Here is an 18,671-nt window from a genome sequence, read left to right as displayed (position 1 = left end):
ATAGCAATATCTATATTTGGGAATTTTTAACTTAATATTTAAGGCTGGAGTTATAGAAAGCCGCAAATTTATCCGTTTTAGACGGGTTTATTTGCGGCTTTTTTCTAATACTAATTAGAACGTATTAATTGACTCGCCAGCCAGGACTAGTTGCAGGAAGGCTTGGCCCATCCGGCATCTGGGCCTATCGCTGCACCTCACCATCATGGCGCTGCTCTAGCCTCGAACATCCCTGTTCGAGTCATGGACATCGCCTGGGATAGGCGGTAACCAAGTTTTATAAATATGTAATTGAGAGGCTGGTCATTGTCAAAGGAGTTGAACGCAGATAAGTTGGTTTGGTACGATCTTAGTATTTCTGGGCGGATTGGGCCTCTTTATGTATGGGGTACAGACAACATCTGATGCCCTGCAAAAATTTGCCGCACACCGTCTAAAAGAAATTCTCCAATCACTTACCAAGAAACCCTTTATGGCTGTTTTGTTAGGGATGGTTATGACGGTTGCTTTTCAAAGCAGTGCTGCGACAACAGTTTTGGTGGTTGAGTTCGTCAATGCAGGGATGATGAATCTCGGGCAAGCTTTAGGGATCGTTTTAGGCTCAGCAGTAGGAACGTCAATCTCCATTCAACTTATTGCTTTTCAGATTCTTGATATAGCGCTAGGGGCTGTCTTTGTCGGGTTCGTTCTATATTTTTCAGGTAAAAGACAGTGGAAGCATCTGGGACATTCGTTGATCGGTTTTGGGTTGATTTTTGTTGGGATGTCCAATATGTCGAACGCTTCCGCACCACTTCGAGATATTCCCGAAGTCTCTATAGCCCTTTCCCAATTGGGAAGCTACCCCTTTCTGGCGATTATAGCAGGATTGATTTTAACGACCGTGATTCAGAGCAGCACAGCAGTTTTCGCTATTATGATGTCTCTCGCAGGGCAACGGCTATTGGACCTTTCTGCCATTGTTCCGTTGGTCCTTGGTGCCCACATTGGAGGTACAGTTACAACATTGCTGACAAGTGTAACTGCTTCTAAGATGGACGCTAAAAGAACAGCAATAGCAAATACAGGGTATAAAGCAGCAGCGGCAATCATGGTATATCCTTTTTTACCCCAATTTGCTCATCTTATCCAATGGACAACAAGCAATTTACAAAGACAAGTAGCCAACGCCCATTTGTTATTCGCGGTCTTGATGGTTATCATATTCTTCCCGCTTAATAATCTTATTGCCAAAGGCTTGAAACATATCGTTCCAGATCGTGCCAGCAAAGATATCCCCTTAAAGTTCCAAGTCATTGATGAGGTATCCTTGGAAGTTCCTGCTGTAGCACTCAAGCAAGCCAATGGAGAAATTCGAGCTTTGGGCAGGTTTATCTATACAAAAATGATGCAAAGAATTCCTGATATTCTCTTATCAGGTAGTGAAGATTTAACTGAAGAGGTTGTAAAGGCTGAAGAGGAGGTGGATTGGTATTATCGGCATACTATGCGCTTTTTGGCAGTCCTCGCCCAGAAAGGACTTACTGATGAGCAGGCGGAAGAGAGTATGAACATTCAGTTTACTGCTAAAGAATTTGAGTATATAGGGGATTCAGTTATGGCAATGGTGCTTTTAACAAAAAAGTTGCATCGTGAAAACTTGAGGGTTCCAGCAGAGAACTGGAGACACCTGGACTATTTATATCAACGAGTAACTAATAATTTTTCGAAAGTACTGGATGCCTTAGCTGAGGGGGATTCACAAATCGCCGCAGAAGTGATTCGTGAACATCCTGAGACTACTCGCATCCAGAGAGACTTGCAGTTTAACTTTCTTGCTCAGTGCCCTCAGCAAAGCAGTCTGGAAAGTGATTTGAAAATAGAAGAAAAGTTTCGGTATGCTGCCTTAGACTTAATAAATCTTTTATATCAAATGGATGAGCATACCGTTAATATTGCCAAGGTTGTTTTAGGAATTGTTTAAATACTGGAACACATATATCCATTTTTACACAGAAATTACAATTTGATGTTATGATGCAAAGAACAGATCTTGATTGGTTAAGGAGAGATGGCACTTTCAATAAATTTTCGTGATTTGAGCATAGCGAAAGGAATGAAACTTAGCATGAAAATTTTAGGCCACAGAGGATCTGTGGGTACATCTCCAGAAAATACGTTGCTTTCCTTTGCATATTGGCTCAAATAGAGGACTCAGAGGTTATTAAACTTCAGGGGACTTTGGAAAACTTCACTGGAGGAAGCGTCATATACGGTTCCGCCAGTGGCTTTTTTTATGCTATCAGATACGGGAGGTTGGTTTGTGCAATCAGCGGAGGATGATCCGGTTTATGTTGAGCAATGGATCAAGGGGGGTGCTTATGCCCGTATTCCTATACGGGCATATCCTTGGCCGAGGCATATAATAGAGTCATGGTGAAAAGGGGAAAACTAAAGAGATAAAATTGAAAATTCAATTAGTTATTGGGGGTTTATGTGTTTCCATTAAGCATAAGACTTTATATAATAACTAATCTTGTTTTCTCTGCTCTTTGCACGCAGGAGATTTGCTTTTGGCATGGAATTACAGAAAAGAGGTGTAAGTAGGATGTTTCGTACATCTGGGTATGATCGTGTTCTGTTGAATTTGCGTGTAATGACGGTGGAGTTGGCAGAAGCGGTACAAAAGCACTTGAGCGCAGCGATTGAGGCGCTGGAAAAAGGCGAGATGGTTCAGGACTGGGAAAAGAAAGACGATGTTATCGATCAATTAAGAGATAATATCATAAACCGCAGTTTTGATATCATGAGTCTACAACAACTTCGGAGCCAAGATTTGCGTTGGATTTTGGGTTTTCAAAGAATGGCGCAGGAACTAGAGCGTTCTGCAGACTACGCTTGCGATCTGGCTGAATTGAGTGAGCTTAAGCCAGAGAGAGATTGGCCGGAAGATATCCAGCAGATGGCCAAACATTTACTCCTGATGATAGAGTACACGGTGGCTGTCTTGAAGGATGAGAAAGAAATCCTGATGGATTTGGCTGAGGAGGATAATGTTTTGGATCAAGCGTATGCCAATTTTAAAGCAGCCCTAGTTAAAGGTAGCCAAACTAAATGTAATGATGGTCAATTGGGTTTATGCCTGGTGATTGCCAGGACGATTGAGCGTATGGGTGATCATATTGTAAATGTAGCTGAGACGCTTCTGTATATCCAAACGGGCAGCCGACGATTAGCTAAGGTATCAAATATCACTACTGAATTTTAAGAATAAGCAGCCATGTCCTTGGCTGTTTGCTCTTTTTCCTATTTAATTCAGGGAGGATTCTGCTGTAGAAACCTCGAATTGGATGTCAAGTGTCGATTGTACCTTGAACACGTTACATTAAATTTACTAAAGTGCTCCTTTGCTCTAGTTGCTTTTTGCAGTGAAATCATTGCCGATATCATTAGATATTAGTAGATGTTGGGAAAAGGGGGAGAAGACAGGGATGTCCCAAAATTACATTTTAGCATTAGATCAGGGTACTACGAGTTGCCGAGCGATTTTATTTAACCATGAGAGTGACGTCATCGGGGTCTCGCAAAAGGAATTCACCCAATTTTATCCCAGGCCAGGGTGGGTGGAGCATGATGCTGAGGAAATTTGGAGTACCCAATATGGGGTCATGGCCGAACTAGTAGCCAAGACGGGTGTGTCCCCAAAGGACATTGCCGGAATTGGAATCGCTAATCAACGAGAGACGACTGTAGTCTGGGACAAGAACACAGGAAAACCGATTCATCCAGCAATTGTCTGGCAATGTCGCCGTACGACAGAGATCGTGGAAGAATTGAAAGCTAAAGGATGGGAGGAACCAATTCGGTCGAAAACCGGGTTGGTTCTTGATGCCTATTTTTCAGGAACGAAAGTAAAATGGATACTGGATCATGTGAAGGGTGCCCAGGAAAAAGCAGAGGGTGGAGACCTCTTGTTTGGGACCATAGACACATGGTTGATTTGGAAATTGACGAATGAAAAAGTGCATGTGACAGATTATTCTAATGCCTCTCGCACACTATTGTTTAATATCCACGAGTTAGGATGGGCTGAGGAAATCCTCGCTGAACTTGGCATACCCAGAAGTATGTTGCCAGATGTAAAGCCATCAAGTTGGATATACGGGCAAACGGAAATCAGCCTGTTCGGCAAGGATTATATTCCCATTTCAGGGATAGCGGGCGACCAGCAGGCGGCTTTGTTTGGTCAAATGTGCTTTGAACCTGGCATGGCCAAAAACACGTATGGGACGGGCTGTTTTATGCTGATGAACACAGGTGAGCGTGCTGTACCCTCTCAAAGCGGGCTATTAACGACGATCGCTTGGGGCTTGAATGGGAAAGTGGAATACGCTTTGGAGGGCAGTGTTTTTATAGCAGGTGCAGCAATTCAATGGCTGAGGGATGGGCTTAAAATTATTGAATCAGCTCAGGATTCAGAGTATTTGGCAAGTAAGGTTGAGGATACCGACGGTGTCTACGTTGTTCCGGCCTTTACCGGACTTGGAGCACCCTACTGGAATATGCGCGCTCGAGGAGCAATTTTCGGCTTAACTCGGGGAACTGGGCAGGCTCACCTGATTCGAGCGACCCTGGAAGCGATGGCTTATCAGACGAAAGATGTCCTTGGAGCAATGGAAAAGGATGCTGAGATGACGCTCCAGACCTTGAGAGTAGACGGAGGCGCCGTGGCCAATAATTTATTAATGCAGTTTCAGGCGGATATTTTAGGAGTTAACGTAGAACGTCCCGAAGTCATTGAGACAACGGCATTGGGAGCGGCTTACTTGGCTGGTTTAGCGGTGGGCTTTTGGAAGAATCAAGCGGAAATCCGCTCCAGTTGGAGAATGGATCGTTGCTTTGAGCCTCAGATGTTTGAGGAGCGCCGAACCAAACTCTATCGGGGATGGCTTAAAGCGGTTGAACGGAGTAAAGATTGGGAGGATTAACTATAAGAAGCATTATGCATTTTTACTAGATCTCAAAATAGTCTTCATTAAGAAAGAGGAATTTTGGCAGGAAACTCGGTTTATATAGAGAATGATATAATATCGACTAATAAAGTTCATAAGAGTAGGAAGTTTTGGTATACTAATACATATTTATCCGTAGAAATGCGATAGATTAGTGTAGCGATGCATAATTAATTATCGGCCCCGAACCCTTGGGTCAAGTGAAAGGGGATTTTTGTATGAACAAAAAGAGTGTAAAAGATGTAGAGGTGCGTGGAAAACGAGTACTCGTTCGAGTAGACTTTAATGTCCCTTTAAATGAGCAAGGACAAATTACCAATGATAAACGAATACAAGCCTCCCTACCTACCATTTTATATCTGATAAGAGAAGGAGCACGTGTTATTCTTGCCTCCCACTTGGGGCGTCCTAAAGGACAAGTTAATCCAAAGTATTCTTTAGCACCTGTTGCTAAGCATTTAAGCGAACAGCTGGCTCAAGCAGTGTCCTTTGCTAAAGACTGTATCGGGGATACAGCGATGGAAGCCGTCAGCACGTTGCAAGATGGGGAAGTCCTCTTACTAGAAAATGTCCGTTTCCATGCAGAAGAAGAGAAAAATGACCCTACATTTGCAAAAGAATTAGCTGGATTGGCAGAGTTGTTTGTCAATGATGCCTTTGGAACCGCTCATCGCGCCCATGCTTCAACTGAAGGGGTTACACACTATATACCAGCAGTTTGCGGTTTGCTGATGCAAAAAGAAGTTGACTTCATGGGCAATGCCTTGGAACGGCCGGAACGTCCCTTTGTAGCCATTATCGGCGGTGCCAAAGTAAGCGATAAGATCGGAGTCATTGAAAATTTGCTGGAAAAGGTCGACGCTCTGATCATTGGTGGGGGGATGGCAAATACCTTCCTTAAGGCTCAAGGATTTAACGTGGGAAAATCCTTCCTTGAAGAGGAAAAAGTGGAATTGGCAAAGCAACTCATTGAGAAGGCCAAGGCTAAAGGGATCGAATTAGAACTTCCAATTGATGTGGTGGCAGCTCTTGCTTTTCAAGCGGATGCTACTCATCGTACGGTGAAAGTGTCTGAAATTGGGGAAGATGAAATGGCTCTGGATATTGGTTCGGCCAGTGCTGAGAAGTTCGAAGCCCGCATTTCGACGGCTAAAACGGTGATTTGGAACGGCCCGATGGGTGTTTTTGAAATGGAGGCCTTCGCTAAAGGAACAGAGCGAGTTGCTCAAGCGGTCGCAACTTGCGGCGGGATCACGATTGTTGGCGGAGGAGATTCGGTGGCAGCTGTAGAGAAAATGAAAGCAGCGGATCGCATGACCCATATTTCTACAGGGGGCGGGGCTTCACTTGAGTTTCTAGAGGGTAAAGTGTTGCCGGGTGTTGCCGCTCTGCAGGACAAAGAATAATCTGAAGTTTAATTGTATGGATTGATCGCTTGTTGCATCTCGTGCATAGAGTGAGAAGAACCTTTATTTCCGAGCTGAGCTATTTACATAATTAAAATGCAAAAGATACAAATTACCATTAAGATGGAGGTATCAAACAAAGTGGCTAATCGACGTTCGGTTATCGCCGGCAACTGGAAGATGTTCAAAACTGTAAGTGAAGCAGAGGACTATGCAGTAAAGTTCTTGGATGAGGTTAAGGATGTTACTGATCTGGATATTGTCCTTTGTGCTCCGTTTACAGCCCTTCATGCCCTTAAGAATGAACTGGAAGAAAGTATTGTCCACATAGGTGCTCAAAACATGGCCTGGGCAGACCAGGGTGCTTATACCGGAGAAATCTCAGCTCAGATGTTGCTTGATGCAGCTTGTACATATGTCATAATCGGCCACTCGGAACGGCGTGAAATGTTCGGGGAAACGGATCAGGAAGTTGCTAAGAAAGTGCAACAAGCTTTAGCGGTAGGATTAACGCCCATTCTTTGTTGTGGAGAGAACTTGAACCTACGTGAAGAAGGGGAGGCAGTGGAGCGGGTCCAAGGTCAAGTGTCTCGCGCTCTTTCCGGCTTATCAATTGAAGATTTGAGTCGCATAATAGTTGCTTATGAGCCTATCTGGGCGATTGGCACTGGGAAGACAGCATCGAGTCAAGACGCTCAAGAAATGTGTGCCGCGATTCGTGTCACTCTGACTGAACTTATGGGACAAACCGCCGATAAAGTGCCTATTCTCTATGGCGGAAGTGTCAAGGCCGAAAATATAGCAGAACTGATGAAAGAGACTGATGTCGACGGGGCTCTAGTCGGTGGGGCTAGTCTTGATCCCCTTAGTTTTGCTAAGCTAATAAAAAACGCAGGTCCTCTTGTGGCCCGCATGGAAGGAATATAGTAATGGAAGTTGCCAAACCACTTTTTCTCATGATTCTAGATGGCTGGGGTTGCCGAGACGCCGTTGAAGGCAATGCTATTGCCCAGGCGAATATTCCTAATTTCAAATATCTGGAAAACGACTATCCCCATACTACCCTTCAAGCATCTGGGGAGGCCGTAGGACTGCCGGGCGGACAGATGGGGAATTCCGAAGTTGGTCACTTAAACATGGGGGCTGGGCGGGTCGTCTATCAGGAGTTAACTCGTATTTTCAAGGGGATTCAGGATGGAACATTATTTGAGAATTCCGTCCTGCTCGAGGCCATGGATCAGGCCCGAGTACATAACAAGGGACTTCATCTAATGGGCTTGCTCTCCGATGGTGGAGTTCATTCTCATATTGATCACTTATTCGCACTGCTGAAGATGGCCAAGAAAAAAGACTTAACTAAGGTTTATATCCACGTTATTCTCGATGGCAGGGACGTCTTACCTCAGAGTGCCAAAGACTATATTGTCCAACTCGAGGAGAAGATCAAAGAACTGGAAGTGGGAAAGATAGCATCAGTAAGCGGTCGTTACTACGTAATGGACCGGGATGAGCGTTGGGAACGCCTTGAAAAAGGATATCGGGCGATAGTTTACGGGGAAGGAAAGCACGCCGCAGGGGCCCTATCGGCAGTGGAATTTTCCTATGATACCCGTGTCACCGATGAGTTTGTGTTGCCTACAGTAATCGACGATCAGGAAGGGAACCCGGTGGGCCGAGTTCAAGAGGGTGACAGTGTCTTTTTCTATAACTTCCGTTCGGACCGAGCTCGCGAAATCACACGTGCTTTTGTAGATGATGAGTTTCCGGGATTTGAACGACCCAATCGCCCCCATGTTCGCTTTGTATGTATGACTCAGTATGATGAGACGATTCCTGCGCCTGTGGCATTTCCTCAACAGAATTTGGACAACACCTTAGGAGAAGTGTTTTCAGATCAAGGGCTAAAGCAGTTAAGAATTGCAGAGACAGAAAAATATGCCCATGTAACCTTCTTCTTCAATGGCGGGCTTGAAGAACCTTATCAAGGCGAAGACCGAATCCTTATTCCTTCACCAAAAGTCGCTACTTATAACCTGCAGCCTGAAATGAGCGCCGCGGAGATAACTCAAGCTGTCCTCAAACAGCTGCGGGAATCGACTTATGATGTGATCATTCTAAACTTTGCTAACCCGGATATGGTGGGACATACAGGGGTGTTTGAGGCGACAGTCAAAGCAGTAGAGGTGGTCGACCAATGTTTGGGCCAAATTCATGAGGAACTTAAAAAAATGAAAGCTACCCTCCTTGTGACTGCGGATCATGGGAATGCTGAAGAAAAAGTGGATCCTAAGACATTGTTCCCCATAACTGCCCACTCCACTAACTGTGTACCGTTTATTCTTGTTGATGAAAGGTTTAAAGGACAAGCACTGCGCGAGGGTGGAGCATTGTGCGATGTGGCTCCCACTATCTTAAAACTACTTCAGATTCCTATTCCTAAGGAAATGACAGGAAAGTCATTGCTCGAATCTTTAGCTATTTACTAGCCTTGGAATTCACGAGGCTTATAACATAGGCAGATAGGTTCTATCCTATCCAAAGCTCTAGAGGCATTCAACCTCGGTGCCTTGCCATCGTGGCGGCCCTTTAATCCCGAACATTAAGTTCGAGTCATGGCCAACGTATAAGTGCAACTAAGGCTGCCGCTTGCGCCTGCGTTTTCGCTAGCTAAGTATTTCTTATATTTAATTAAGCTAGAAACTCCTCAGTTGGGATTTCTAATAAAAAAGGGGGACATTGATCAATGAGCTTTATTACAGATGTCTATGCACGCGAGATTCTGGATTCACGGGGGAATCCAACAGTAGAAGTCGATGTCGTTCTCACAGATGGAATCATAGGTCGTGCAGCGGTTCCATCAGGTGCTTCAACAGGGGCGTTTGAAGCGGTTGAACTTAGGGATGAAGATGATACCCGTTACATGGGTAAAGGAGTATTGAAGGCGGTTGAGAATGTTAATCTGACTATCGCCCCAGAAGTAGAAGGACTGAATCCGTTTGATCAACCCGGCTTAGATCGGGTGTTAATTGAACTTGACGGAACAGAAAATAAAGGGAATTTTGGGGCCAATGCAATTCTTGGAGTATCCTTAGCTGCAGCTAAAGCTGCAGCAGAGTCGTTAGGAATACCTCTTTATCAATATTTAGGAGGGGTAAATGCTAAAGAACTGCCCGTGCCTTTGATGAACATCTTAAACGGTGGTAAACATGCTGACAACAATGTGGACATTCAAGAATTCATGATAATGCCCGTCGGAGCGTCAAGCTTTGCCGAGGCTCTTCGCATGGGGACAGAAGTGTACCACAGTCTTAAAGCCGTTCTCAAGGAGAAATCTCTTGCCACTGCAATTGGGGATGAAGGCGGTTTTGCACCTAGTCTAGAGTCCAACGAAGATGCGTTGTTATGCATAGTTGATGCCATTCAGAGAGCAGGGTATCAGCCGGGTGAAGACGTTGCTTTAGCCCTTGATGTGGCAGCAACAGAACTTTACGAAAATGGAATCTATAATTTAGCCGGGGAAGGGGTTAAGAAGACATCGGACGAGATGATTGATTATTATGAGGGTCTGATCGGGCGCTATCCGATTCTTTCCATTGAAGACGGCCTGGATGAAGAGGATTGGGAAGGCTGGCACAACCTGACTAAGCGCTTGGGAGACAAGGTGCAGCTTATCGGTGACGATTTGTTTGTTACCAATCCAAAACGCTTGGCCCGTGGGATTGAAGAGAAGTGTGCCAACTCGATTCTTATTAAGCTTAACCAAATCGGAACACTGACGGAAACCTTGGATGCCATCGAAATGGCCAAACGGGCAGGATATACGTCAGTAGTTTCACACCGTTCCGGTGAGACTGAAGACGTTACCCTAGCGCATATCGCCGTGGCTGTGAATGCAGGCATGATTAAAACAGGGGCTCCTGCACGGACGGAACGAGTTGCTAAATACAATGAGCTCCTTCGAATCGAAGAGGAACTTGGGGAAAGCGCTGTATATCGCGGTCGCAAAGCTTTAGCGAGGTAATAGCTAGGAAAGTTAGCAGAAAGCAAATACATACCCAATTCAACCCCCCTATTCATGGATTGATTGAGTTTTGCAGGCGCTTGTGCTAAAATGAGCCTATTGATAATTTACAAAGTCGTAGTGATAATATAACAAAGGGTTATCTTAGGGGGGTGAATTATTTTGCAAATTGCTTTAATAATTCTTTTAATCCTTAGTTCGATAGGACTGATTGCAGCAGTACTGCTTCAGTCTGGAAGAAGTGCAGGATTATCAGGAGCTATTACTGGCGCCGGCGAAGCTATCTTTGGTAAGAAGAAAGGTATGGACGAATTATTCGCTAAGCTCACAGGAGTTTTAGCGGGTGTCTTCTTATTAAGTTCTTTAGGCCTAGCTATTATTGCTTAAGTCTCAGAGGTTAGATTGGCTTCTTTATACTGTACCAAAATCAATGAGGGGCACTTCGTATGAGGTGCCCTTCTGTGCTATTCTTTATTGCGGATAATATTTTCTTAGAGTTCACTCGAGGTTTATACATAAAATAATAGTAGTCCGGATATTGGGTATCGGACATCGACTAAGGAGGTGCTTTGGTGGAACCACAAAGACGCTTAGTAGAGCCTTTTTATTTCCCAGGAAACCGTGTAGGCTGCTTGCTCATTCATGGCTTTTCGGGATCTCCTTCAGAAATGCGTTTAATGGGTGAAGGTTTAACTAAGTTTGGCTGGTCAGTCCTTGGAGTACAACTTTCAGGGCATGGAACAAGCCCTGAGGAGATGGCAAAAACGAACTGGGAGGACTGGGCTAAAGACGCAGAAGTTGGGGTTAGAAAGCTGAGGGAGTCTTGTGATATTGTCATCGGAGTAGGACTGTCGATGGGAGGGCTATTAGCACTTCATTTAGGGACGCTAGGCATAATCGACGGTCTGATTACTATGAATGCTCCAATGATACTTGCTGACCGGAGAACTCGTTTCCTCCGGTTCGTTAGACCATTTATGACGTATGTTGAAAAACCAAAATCAAAACCAGTTGCAACCGTAGCTAAATCAAAAACAACCTCATCAGTAACGGAACCAAAAGCGGAGCGTTTTGTCTATGAACGGATTCCGGTGGATGCCCTGATTTCTTTGAATAGAGGAATTCGCCAGGTGCGCAGTAAACTCCATACAATTAAGTGCCCGGCTTTATTAATGCAAAGTACAAGAGATTTGACGGTTAACCCTATCAGTGTTGAAATCATTAGAAAGAAAATGCAACAGGTTAACCCAGGCGTGATTTATTGGGAAAAATCCGGACATATTTTAACACTTGGGCAGGAACGAGATGAGGTTGTACTAAAGGTTCATGAATTTCTTCAGAGGTTTGTCGAGAAGAAGGAATTACAACAGTCATGAGCGGATATTTTTGAAAGACATAAACTGATGTAATTGTGCAACCCAATAAAAGCTACCGTTAAAGGGTACATAATTAGGAAATAGGTCCTTATTGTAAGGAAATAATTTTGATTAGGAAAGTGAGCTGGGGCTTTCATTGGAGGTGTTCTTGGAATTTGGTTTAGAAGCAATGCGGGGGATATCAGAAGCCTTGGAACTATAATTCTATGAGAGATTCCAAGTATTCTAGGACATCATTATTTTTAAAATAGGTAATTTGTGTTATACTGAAATACTAGATGAGAGGAGGAGTAGTATGCCTTCTGAAGGAATTAAAGTTGTTGCCGACAATAGAAAGGCTTTCCACGATTATCATATCGAAGATCGAGTGGAGGCCGGGATCATTCTTACTGGAACAGAAATTAAATCTATTCGTAGCGGGCGGGTAAATTTAAAAGATAGTTATGCACGTTTGGACAATGGCGAAGTTTGGGTTCACCAAATGCATATCAGCCCTTATGAACAGGGAAACCGATATAATCATGATCCACTTAGACCGCGAAAACTTTTACTTCATCGTGCCGAAATTAATAAACTGATTGGCAAAATTCAGCAACAAGGGCTAACCCTGATCCCCATTAAAATATATTTAAAGAAGGGTATGGCAAAAGTAGAATTAGCGGTGGGTCAAGGAAAGAAAAATTATGATAAACGCCAGGCACTTGCCGAACGAGAAGGTAAACGTGACATTGAGCGAGCACTAAGGGATCGTAATAAAGCTTACTAGAAATGAAATTTAGTTCAAACAAAAAAATATAATGCGGAAAAAATTGAACTAAAAGAATGTAGGCATTCTTAAATGAGCATCTTTCCATAATAATGTAAAGATTCCATGGATATTCGCTTTGCTTTATGCTTAAATGTGTTATACTATGCATGTGGACCTTTTACATGGGGGCGTTTTAGACTCGCTCGGGGAAGCGGTGGCATAGGTTGCGCGTCGAGATTCCACCTGGTCTCGTTAAACGGTGGACCTAATAGTTAACGAAAATAATTACGCTCTAGCTGCTTAAGTGCCGCTAGCATCCTGCCTTCAGAACCTACGATGAAGAACCAGGGTGTCAATTAAGTAGGACGCTCTAATGTCAATGCTCGGAGACATTAGCTAAGATTATCGAGCTAGCCTGAACTGAATCCTTGCCTTTAGGAGTCAAGACTGGCGAAATTTAAATTAAAGGACACACGCGTAGACGCTTATGTGGCAGCTCTTCGATACAGGGGTGCAAGTCCCCTCGCCTCCACCAATTATTACCACATATGAATAATGATGTAAAATATACATATAACAGCAGTTGTCAATTTACAACTGCTGTTTATTTTTCATTGTATAAAAAAGTATAGTATGAAAAGAGTTCTTCAATTAATACCACCCTAATTGTAGGGTGATATATAAACCTGGTGTGTGAATGGTAAAATAAACTGATCGGTTATCGTACAGCAAAACTTATCGAAATTTGACCACAAAGTGATCGCTTTCATCTTGAAATAATGCAACTTAATTCTGTCGGTGAGCTTGCGGCGATAATGTTTGAAGTAGAAGATGCTGATGAAATTCATGCTCTGGAAGCAGCATTTGAGTTAAAATCTTTAATAATCAATAATCAATAATCCGGCGGTAACAATTCAATTATAGAAAATTCTATTTTAGTGTACCATTCTTGCATGGGTGCTTTTTATTACAAAAAGGGGGGATATTACCCAGTCCGTGAAGTGTTTAGGAAAGAACAATACATTAACTCTTAACAAATTTCAATTTATTCAGAAGATGTAAAAGGGGGAGAGTGAACCAAGCTCTCCTCCATAAAAAAATGTCAATCATCCCAATACATATTATGCCGGATTGTCCAAAAGGGTTACAGGCCTGTTCTGTTGCCCCTGAATAATATACCTAATCCTAGGTAAGATACCCTCGACACAATCTCTTCTCTTACTCAGCTCTCATCAGAAATAGTGGGGTCTGTTGTCAAGGTTCAGAAGGTCATCCGTACAACTGAGGAAAAACTCGCCGGGAACCTCATGAAAGTCTTTAGATGTCAAAGCGAAGTGGATGGAGTAATGAGGGTGTTTGAGTTGAAGTACGAACTGTAGACCTGTAAATGGGTTTTGTGGAAGATGTAACGCCCTTACTCGTTGGGGACTTCTTGCTTTTATAAGCCATAAGCATTTCCCGTGTTAGATTTGTATTAGAGGTAGGATTCAATGTTTATTATCGGAAACGGCGATAGCTTTTTGTTACGTTTAGACACGTTTCCCCTTACTTCGCAAGAAAGTTATGAGATAATACAATTTATCCTAGTCTCTTTAATTCGGAGTCGAAAGGGTGAAGGAGAAAAGACCTTTTTAAAGATAATAAAGTTTGAATAGGGGGAAATTTCATTGAAAAAATTGTTGACCTTGATCTTACTTTTTGCCCTTTTGTTTGTGTCCGGGTGTCAAAGTAACGCCAATTCGCCTGTTTCTAATCCCGACAATTCTGTTTCTTCAGATGCATCGCCACCTGAATCGTCTCCCGTCTCTGAACCCGAACCACTGGTTTCTCCTGAACCTGTTTCTGCTGTCCCTTCTCCAGTTTTAGAAAGCACGACAGAAAAAACACCTCAACCCAGTGAACCTGCTCCGGCCTCCACGGTGCAATCCACACAACCCCAACCCCAACCCCAACCACAACAGGCGACTCAACCTTCACAGAATACAACTAAAACAACAGTTATTGAGATAGAGTTATCCCCGAAGATTAATTCAGCTGAGGTCGACGCTGCATATAAAAGAGCCCTAGCTGAACAGAAGATTGATGATGAGATGAAAGCAAAGTACGGTAATGTTGAAGTGGTTGGAGATGGAACGAATGGTACAAATAACGGCGATGGAATTACTTTAAAGAATGGTGCAGATAATGGTGAGACTAATGGAATTATAATCAAGGAAAAAGGACCAATAGAATGACGCTCATAGACATTGGATAAATATACTCAGCTCTCATCGGCAACGGTGAGGGCTTTTTTTAAGTTAAGATATATAATACTGAGCATACTAATCCCTAACATTTAGGAGGGATAATGTATGTCTGAACTTGAAGAGCTAATAAAGCAAATCGAAGAATTACGCTTAAGTATGATCAAGATAAAAGAGGGTAAATCCTTTACGGATCCGGAAGTCGTAACTTCAAGTCAAATATTAGATGCTGTTTTAGATAAGTATCAAATAATGCTGATGAATATAAAGAAAGCTGATAAGGAATAAAAACAGAAACGAGCCCTAGTCTTTACTGAGGGGGCCATTTTCGTTATCTTTATCTTAATTTCATGGACATCATCTTCGATCCTTCGAAACGACTCGATCAGCCTGGCGTTTGCATGCTCTACTCCATTAGCGACTTGCAGTCTTTATCGTGTAATATAGGAGCGCAATACTGAGGAACCATAGAAAATAACGATGAAGGTTGGAGCGAACATAAATGTATTTGTCATACAGTACTTTAGCTCTACCACAGTCAGACCCTTGATTTCACTGGTGTTTGTACAAATTATAAAAATGTATCAAATTCGGAGGTTTTTAAGCTTTTTTCACACTTCTCTTTCTGTTAAAATTCAGAGGATATTGCAGGTTCAGCCTGAGGTTCAAGGCCGTTAGTGATGTACCATCTGCTCCCTTGGTTTCTGCTCCGTGATTTGACTTGATTGCATTGTAGGCAATGATGTAGATGTCTTCATCATACAACAATCGGTACAGGTCCTTGTTAATAAATTTTGGGTTGGTGCTATTGCGTTTGCGAAAGCCGTCTAGTTTCTTGAGTAGTCTGGTTTGATTCATTCGAATCGACTCCTTTTGAAATAAGAAATTAGGAACTGACTCTCTTGACCGTGTATCAGCCATTATAGCTGATCGTTAGGCTACTGTTGAGTCTCGCTGCCATATGCGGTGCTATAGCGCACTTAGGCAAGTCACGTTTCACAGGCTCAAATGGTGTATCCGTACTTAGGTGCTCTGTTCGCCGTTTATCTGACGATGTCAGTTATGCCTGTCGGCCTACTAATGGTAGGCCAGATTCATACCTACCATACCGACAGGTACTGCGAATCACTCGCAGTAGCCTTCCTGGAACCATTGACTAGAGTTCAGCTAATCTAAGTTTCACCGTATACGGCCTAGCTTGCCAGTATTACTTGCTTTTCCGGCATGCTCTGGTTCCCCTTGACTTTCGTCTTAAGGTTAGCCGGATGCTTTACTACGCATTGTATGAGCGTATATTTCTCATGAAATGCATTTGAGGGAGTACTGTCAATAATTTTTCGCAAAATTGATATCTGTTTGGTTAAAGTATTTAATTAAATGTGCCCCCATACCAAGAGTTGATATGGGGGCAGCGGATTCTACCCCTTAGGGTTGGAATGGGGCTACCCAAATGTCCTTTATCTCGACGACCGAGCGTGGCGTTTTTCGAGACTGCCGGCAGCCTCCTTTTCCCTTTGAACGGTTAAGCCTCACTTAAAACGGCCTGTCAACCCGGAGAGAAAGGAGGAGAGTGTAATGGCGGTGCAAGTGACTCCTTTGAATTCGGCCCTGGTCGTTGTCTACCAGGCCGGACTCACCGCACTCGGCGCCCCGATCAAGAGACAGAAAAGCCTGAATTACCTGAGGTTCGACGCCTCGGACCAGGCTCTTCACGATGCGGCCCATGCTTTATTCGGCCTGTCGCAGAATCCGGTGCTGGACGTACTCTACCGAAAGACCTTTGAACTGACTGAGGAATAACGGTTAGGAACTAAATCTATGAGACGAGGAGGCAGGGGAAAAATGGCCCTATCGACAAGCAAGGTGGTCAGGTTAACCTTCAATACTGCAGGGGGCAAAACCTTCGCGATTACCATTGATAATCCGAAGGAAGACCTGCAGCTGACTGAGGCAATGGCCGCAATGAATTCCCTTATCGCCAGCGATATATTCTTATTCTTTTGGGGGTGCCGGAAGAGGACCGGGCGCAATTCATCAGCGATGTAGACATTGAAAGCATGACGACCCGTGAGCTGGAGCAGGCTGTTAATGAGCTGAAACAGTCCAAACAGGAGACGGCAGGTTTACAGAAAGCATTGGCTCAGGAAAAGGACAAAAACACCCAGCTGGCCCAGGAGCGGGACAACCTGAAAAAGGAAACCAGTGATTTGCGGAAGTCTAAGCAAGAACTGCAGCTGGATGTGGAGAAAAAGGTCATAGAGAATAAGAAGCTAACGGAAAATTCGAACTTGAAGAGCTACCAGAAGGTGAGCAATGAGCTGACTGCTGCCCAGATCAAGCTGCTCACTGCTAAAATCGCTTTTTGCTACGAGAGCTTGGAGAAAACGTTCAAGGAACTGAGTTATGAGATGGGCCTGTTGGCAAAGGTTGATTCTCAGGTGCATGGGGAGTATACGAAGATGCTGAATGGTTTTTTGATTAAGGCTATGGAGGAGAGGATGGGGCGCAAATCCTCCACTGGGAGCCGAAAGGATAGATCCGCCTTGACGTTGTAATACAGATACGAATGCAATAGTATTGCTCGATAAATAGTTCTTATTTTTTCAGTAAACATTCAGTTAATCTTCAGGCCTATTTCGGTCTAATAATGGATCGTAACCATGTCTTCAGAAATTGGTGTTGAAAAATAAATTCAGAACGAGTTGAAGAATATAGAATGACTTTAATTATCACCCTATTATTAGTGGGTATAATTCCTTCATTATTAAGAATGTTGCTGCTTATGAAGATGAAGAAACAGTTCAACTGAAATGAGCGATAGAAGTTTCGGTACTCCAAGCTGCATTTGTTGGGAGTTTAACGAACCAATAATATTCCAATGTGTTAAGGTTAGGTCCCGAAAAATGGAGAGATAAGCGGTGCTTGCCCTAGTGACAAGATATCCCATCAATGAAGGTATTTCATGCCAATATGACGAAAATATAATATAATAAGTGGAAACTTTTCGTGCGTCATGGAGAGGGCATTGGATAAGTTTTTTAATTAGACGTTATATAAAATGGAATAGCTCAAATTGTTTAGCAGGGGTGAAACAGCATAATGCAGCAAAAGACAGTACAAATATCACGCTTGGTCATTGGTGCTCCGAAAGGTCGTTCAGGTAAGAGCATGGTAACCATGGGACTGCTGGCAGCCTTGATGATCCGAGGATTGAAAGTTCAACTCTATAAAAATGGACCTGATATTACTGAATTCGGTTGGTTGGCTAGTGCGACTGGACGTCCCTGTCATAACTTCGATAGTTTTCTCATGTCCCGGGAAGTGATCAGGCAATCCTTCATTCGCCACGCCGTCAGCGCGGATCTTGGGATCGTCGAGGGGGTAGATGGCCTATTTGACAGCGTAGACCTGGCGGGCAGAGGCAGTACGGCCGAAGTAGCCAAAGCAATACAAGCGCCGGTGATACTGGTGGTGGATACTGCGCGTATAACCCGTAGTGTGGCTGCCGTGGTAATGGGCTTTATGCGCTTTGACCCAGATATCCGGTTGGCTGGCGTAATTTTAAACAGGGTGGCCGCCCGTCCCCGTCACGAAAATATGATGAGGTCTGCTATTGAACAATATTGTGGCTTGCCGGTATTAGGGGCGATACCAAAGGGAGTCCTGTTTAACATCCCTGACCAGCATTTGGGGTTGATTCCCACAGATGAACGAAAAGATTTGGACCAGGCGTTGGAAGAAATAGGTCAAACTGCGTTGAAATATCTTGACCTAGATGGGTTGTTGCAGGTGTCCGCTAATGTGCCGCCCTTGGAAATTACCGGTGGAGAGGGAGTCGTTTTTCCTTAACATAACCTATTTCGCCGGACTCAAATAAAAATGTTTT

General features: G+C 43.7%; 17 protein-coding genes and 1 other RNA gene. 17 read left to right on the top strand and 1 reads right to left on the bottom strand.

What is annotated here, in order from left to right; translation table 11 throughout:
• Positions 1-379: 379 nt before the first annotated feature.
• The 13 genes from LJE72_RS11650 to LJE72_RS11590 all read left to right on the top strand — a co-directional run bounded on the left by LJE72_RS11650 (position 380) and on the right by LJE72_RS11590 (position 15,073).
• Positions 380-1,963: a Na/Pi cotransporter family protein gene (locus LJE72_RS11650; protein ID WP_229247743.1), complete on the top strand. Its 1,584-nt coding sequence runs from the start codon at positions 380-382 to the stop codon at positions 1,961-1,963.
• Between the two features lie 624 nt (positions 1,964-2,587).
• Positions 2,588-3,247, top strand: coding sequence for a phosphate signaling complex PhoU family protein (locus LJE72_RS11645; RefSeq protein WP_229247742.1), 660 nt, complete (start codon positions 2,588-2,590; stop codon positions 3,245-3,247).
• A gap of 223 nt (positions 3,248-3,470) precedes the next feature.
• Positions 3,471-4,967: a glycerol kinase GlpK gene (gene glpK / locus LJE72_RS11640; protein WP_229247741.1), complete on the top strand. Its 1,497-nt coding sequence runs from the start codon at positions 3,471-3,473 to the stop codon at positions 4,965-4,967.
• Between the two features lie 242 nt (positions 4,968-5,209).
• Entirely contained in the window at positions 5,210-6,397 is a 1,188-nt protein-coding gene (locus LJE72_RS11635; protein WP_229247740.1) for a phosphoglycerate kinase, read from the top strand.
• A 141-nt stretch (positions 6,398-6,538) separates the two neighbouring features.
• On the top strand, positions 6,539-7,324 hold the full coding sequence (tpiA, locus tag LJE72_RS11630; protein WP_229247739.1) for a triose-phosphate isomerase: 786 nt from the start codon (positions 6,539-6,541) through the stop codon (positions 7,322-7,324).
• A 2-nt stretch (positions 7,325-7,326) separates the two neighbouring features.
• Positions 7,327-8,883 carry a 2,3-bisphosphoglycerate-independent phosphoglycerate mutase gene (gene gpmI / locus LJE72_RS11625; RefSeq protein WP_229247738.1) on the top strand — a complete coding sequence of 519 codons (1,557 nt, stop codon included), beginning with the start codon at positions 7,327-7,329 and terminating at the stop codon, positions 8,881-8,883.
• Positions 8,884-9,140: 257 nt separating this feature from the next.
• Positions 9,141-10,418: a phosphopyruvate hydratase gene (gene eno, locus LJE72_RS11620; protein WP_229247737.1), complete on the top strand. Its 1,278-nt coding sequence runs from the start codon at positions 9,141-9,143 to the stop codon at positions 10,416-10,418.
• Positions 10,419-10,580: 162 nt separating this feature from the next.
• Entirely contained in the window at positions 10,581-10,805 is a 225-nt protein-coding gene (gene secG / locus LJE72_RS11615; protein WP_229247736.1) for a preprotein translocase subunit SecG, read from the top strand.
• Between the two features lie 185 nt (positions 10,806-10,990).
• Complete coding sequence (locus LJE72_RS11610) at positions 10,991-11,794, top strand: alpha/beta hydrolase (protein ID WP_229247735.1); 804 nt, start codon at positions 10,991-10,993, stop codon at positions 11,792-11,794.
• 295 nt (positions 11,795-12,089) lie between these two features.
• Positions 12,090-12,560: an SsrA-binding protein SmpB gene (smpB, locus tag LJE72_RS11605; protein WP_073027613.1), complete on the top strand. Its 471-nt coding sequence runs from the start codon at positions 12,090-12,092 to the stop codon at positions 12,558-12,560.
• Between the two features lie 166 nt (positions 12,561-12,726).
• Positions 12,727-13,077, top strand: a transfer-messenger RNA (tmRNA) gene (gene ssrA, locus LJE72_RS11600).
• 1,132 nt (positions 13,078-14,209) lie between these two features.
• The gene (locus tag LJE72_RS11595) at positions 14,210-14,776 is read left to right on the top strand and encodes a hypothetical protein (RefSeq protein ID WP_229247734.1); all 567 of its coding nucleotides are present in this window, start codon (positions 14,210-14,212) and stop codon (positions 14,774-14,776) included.
• Positions 14,777-14,893: 117 nt separating this feature from the next.
• The gene (locus tag LJE72_RS11590; protein WP_229247733.1) at positions 14,894-15,073 is read left to right on the top strand and encodes an aspartyl-phosphate phosphatase Spo0E family protein; all 180 of its coding nucleotides are present in this window, start codon (positions 14,894-14,896) and stop codon (positions 15,071-15,073) included.
• 312 nt (positions 15,074-15,385) lie between these two features.
• Here the strand turns inward: LJE72_RS11590 and LJE72_RS11585 are convergent, their stop codons facing one another.
• Positions 15,386-15,643: a hypothetical protein gene (locus LJE72_RS11585; RefSeq protein ID WP_229247732.1), complete on the bottom strand. Its 258-nt coding sequence runs from the start codon at positions 15,641-15,643 to the stop codon at positions 15,386-15,388.
• 717 nt (positions 15,644-16,360) lie between these two features.
• Between LJE72_RS11585 and LJE72_RS11580 the strand changes: the two genes are divergently transcribed.
• From LJE72_RS11580 to LJE72_RS11565, 4 genes are all read left to right on the top strand, one after another.
• The gene (locus tag LJE72_RS11580) at positions 16,361-16,585 is read left to right on the top strand and encodes a DUF1659 domain-containing protein (protein ID WP_229247731.1); all 225 of its coding nucleotides are present in this window, start codon (positions 16,361-16,363) and stop codon (positions 16,583-16,585) included.
• 42 nt (positions 16,586-16,627) lie between these two features.
• Positions 16,628-16,831: a DUF2922 domain-containing protein gene (locus tag LJE72_RS11575; RefSeq protein WP_229247730.1), complete on the top strand. Its 204-nt coding sequence runs from the start codon at positions 16,628-16,630 to the stop codon at positions 16,829-16,831.
• Positions 16,792-17,340 (top strand): DUF3102 domain-containing protein, encoded by a 549-nt coding sequence (locus tag LJE72_RS11570; RefSeq protein ID WP_229247729.1) that lies wholly within the window; start codon positions 16,792-16,794, stop codon positions 17,338-17,340. The genes LJE72_RS11575 and LJE72_RS11570 overlap by 40 nt, the downstream gene beginning before the upstream one ends.
• A gap of 544 nt (positions 17,341-17,884) precedes the next feature.
• Positions 17,885-18,634, top strand: coding sequence for a nucleotide-binding protein (locus tag LJE72_RS11565; protein ID WP_229247728.1), 750 nt, complete (start codon positions 17,885-17,887; stop codon positions 18,632-18,634).
• Positions 18,635-18,671 lie beyond the last annotated feature (37 nt).

Origin of the sequence: Desulfosporosinus shakirovi (genome assembly GCF_020595055.1) — a bacterium.
Lineage (GTDB): Bacteria > Bacillota > Desulfitobacteriia > Desulfitobacteriales > Desulfitobacteriaceae > Desulfosporosinus > Desulfosporosinus shakirovi.
Note: the sequence above shows the minus strand (reverse complement) of the source record. Positions and strands in the feature narration are given on the sequence as shown.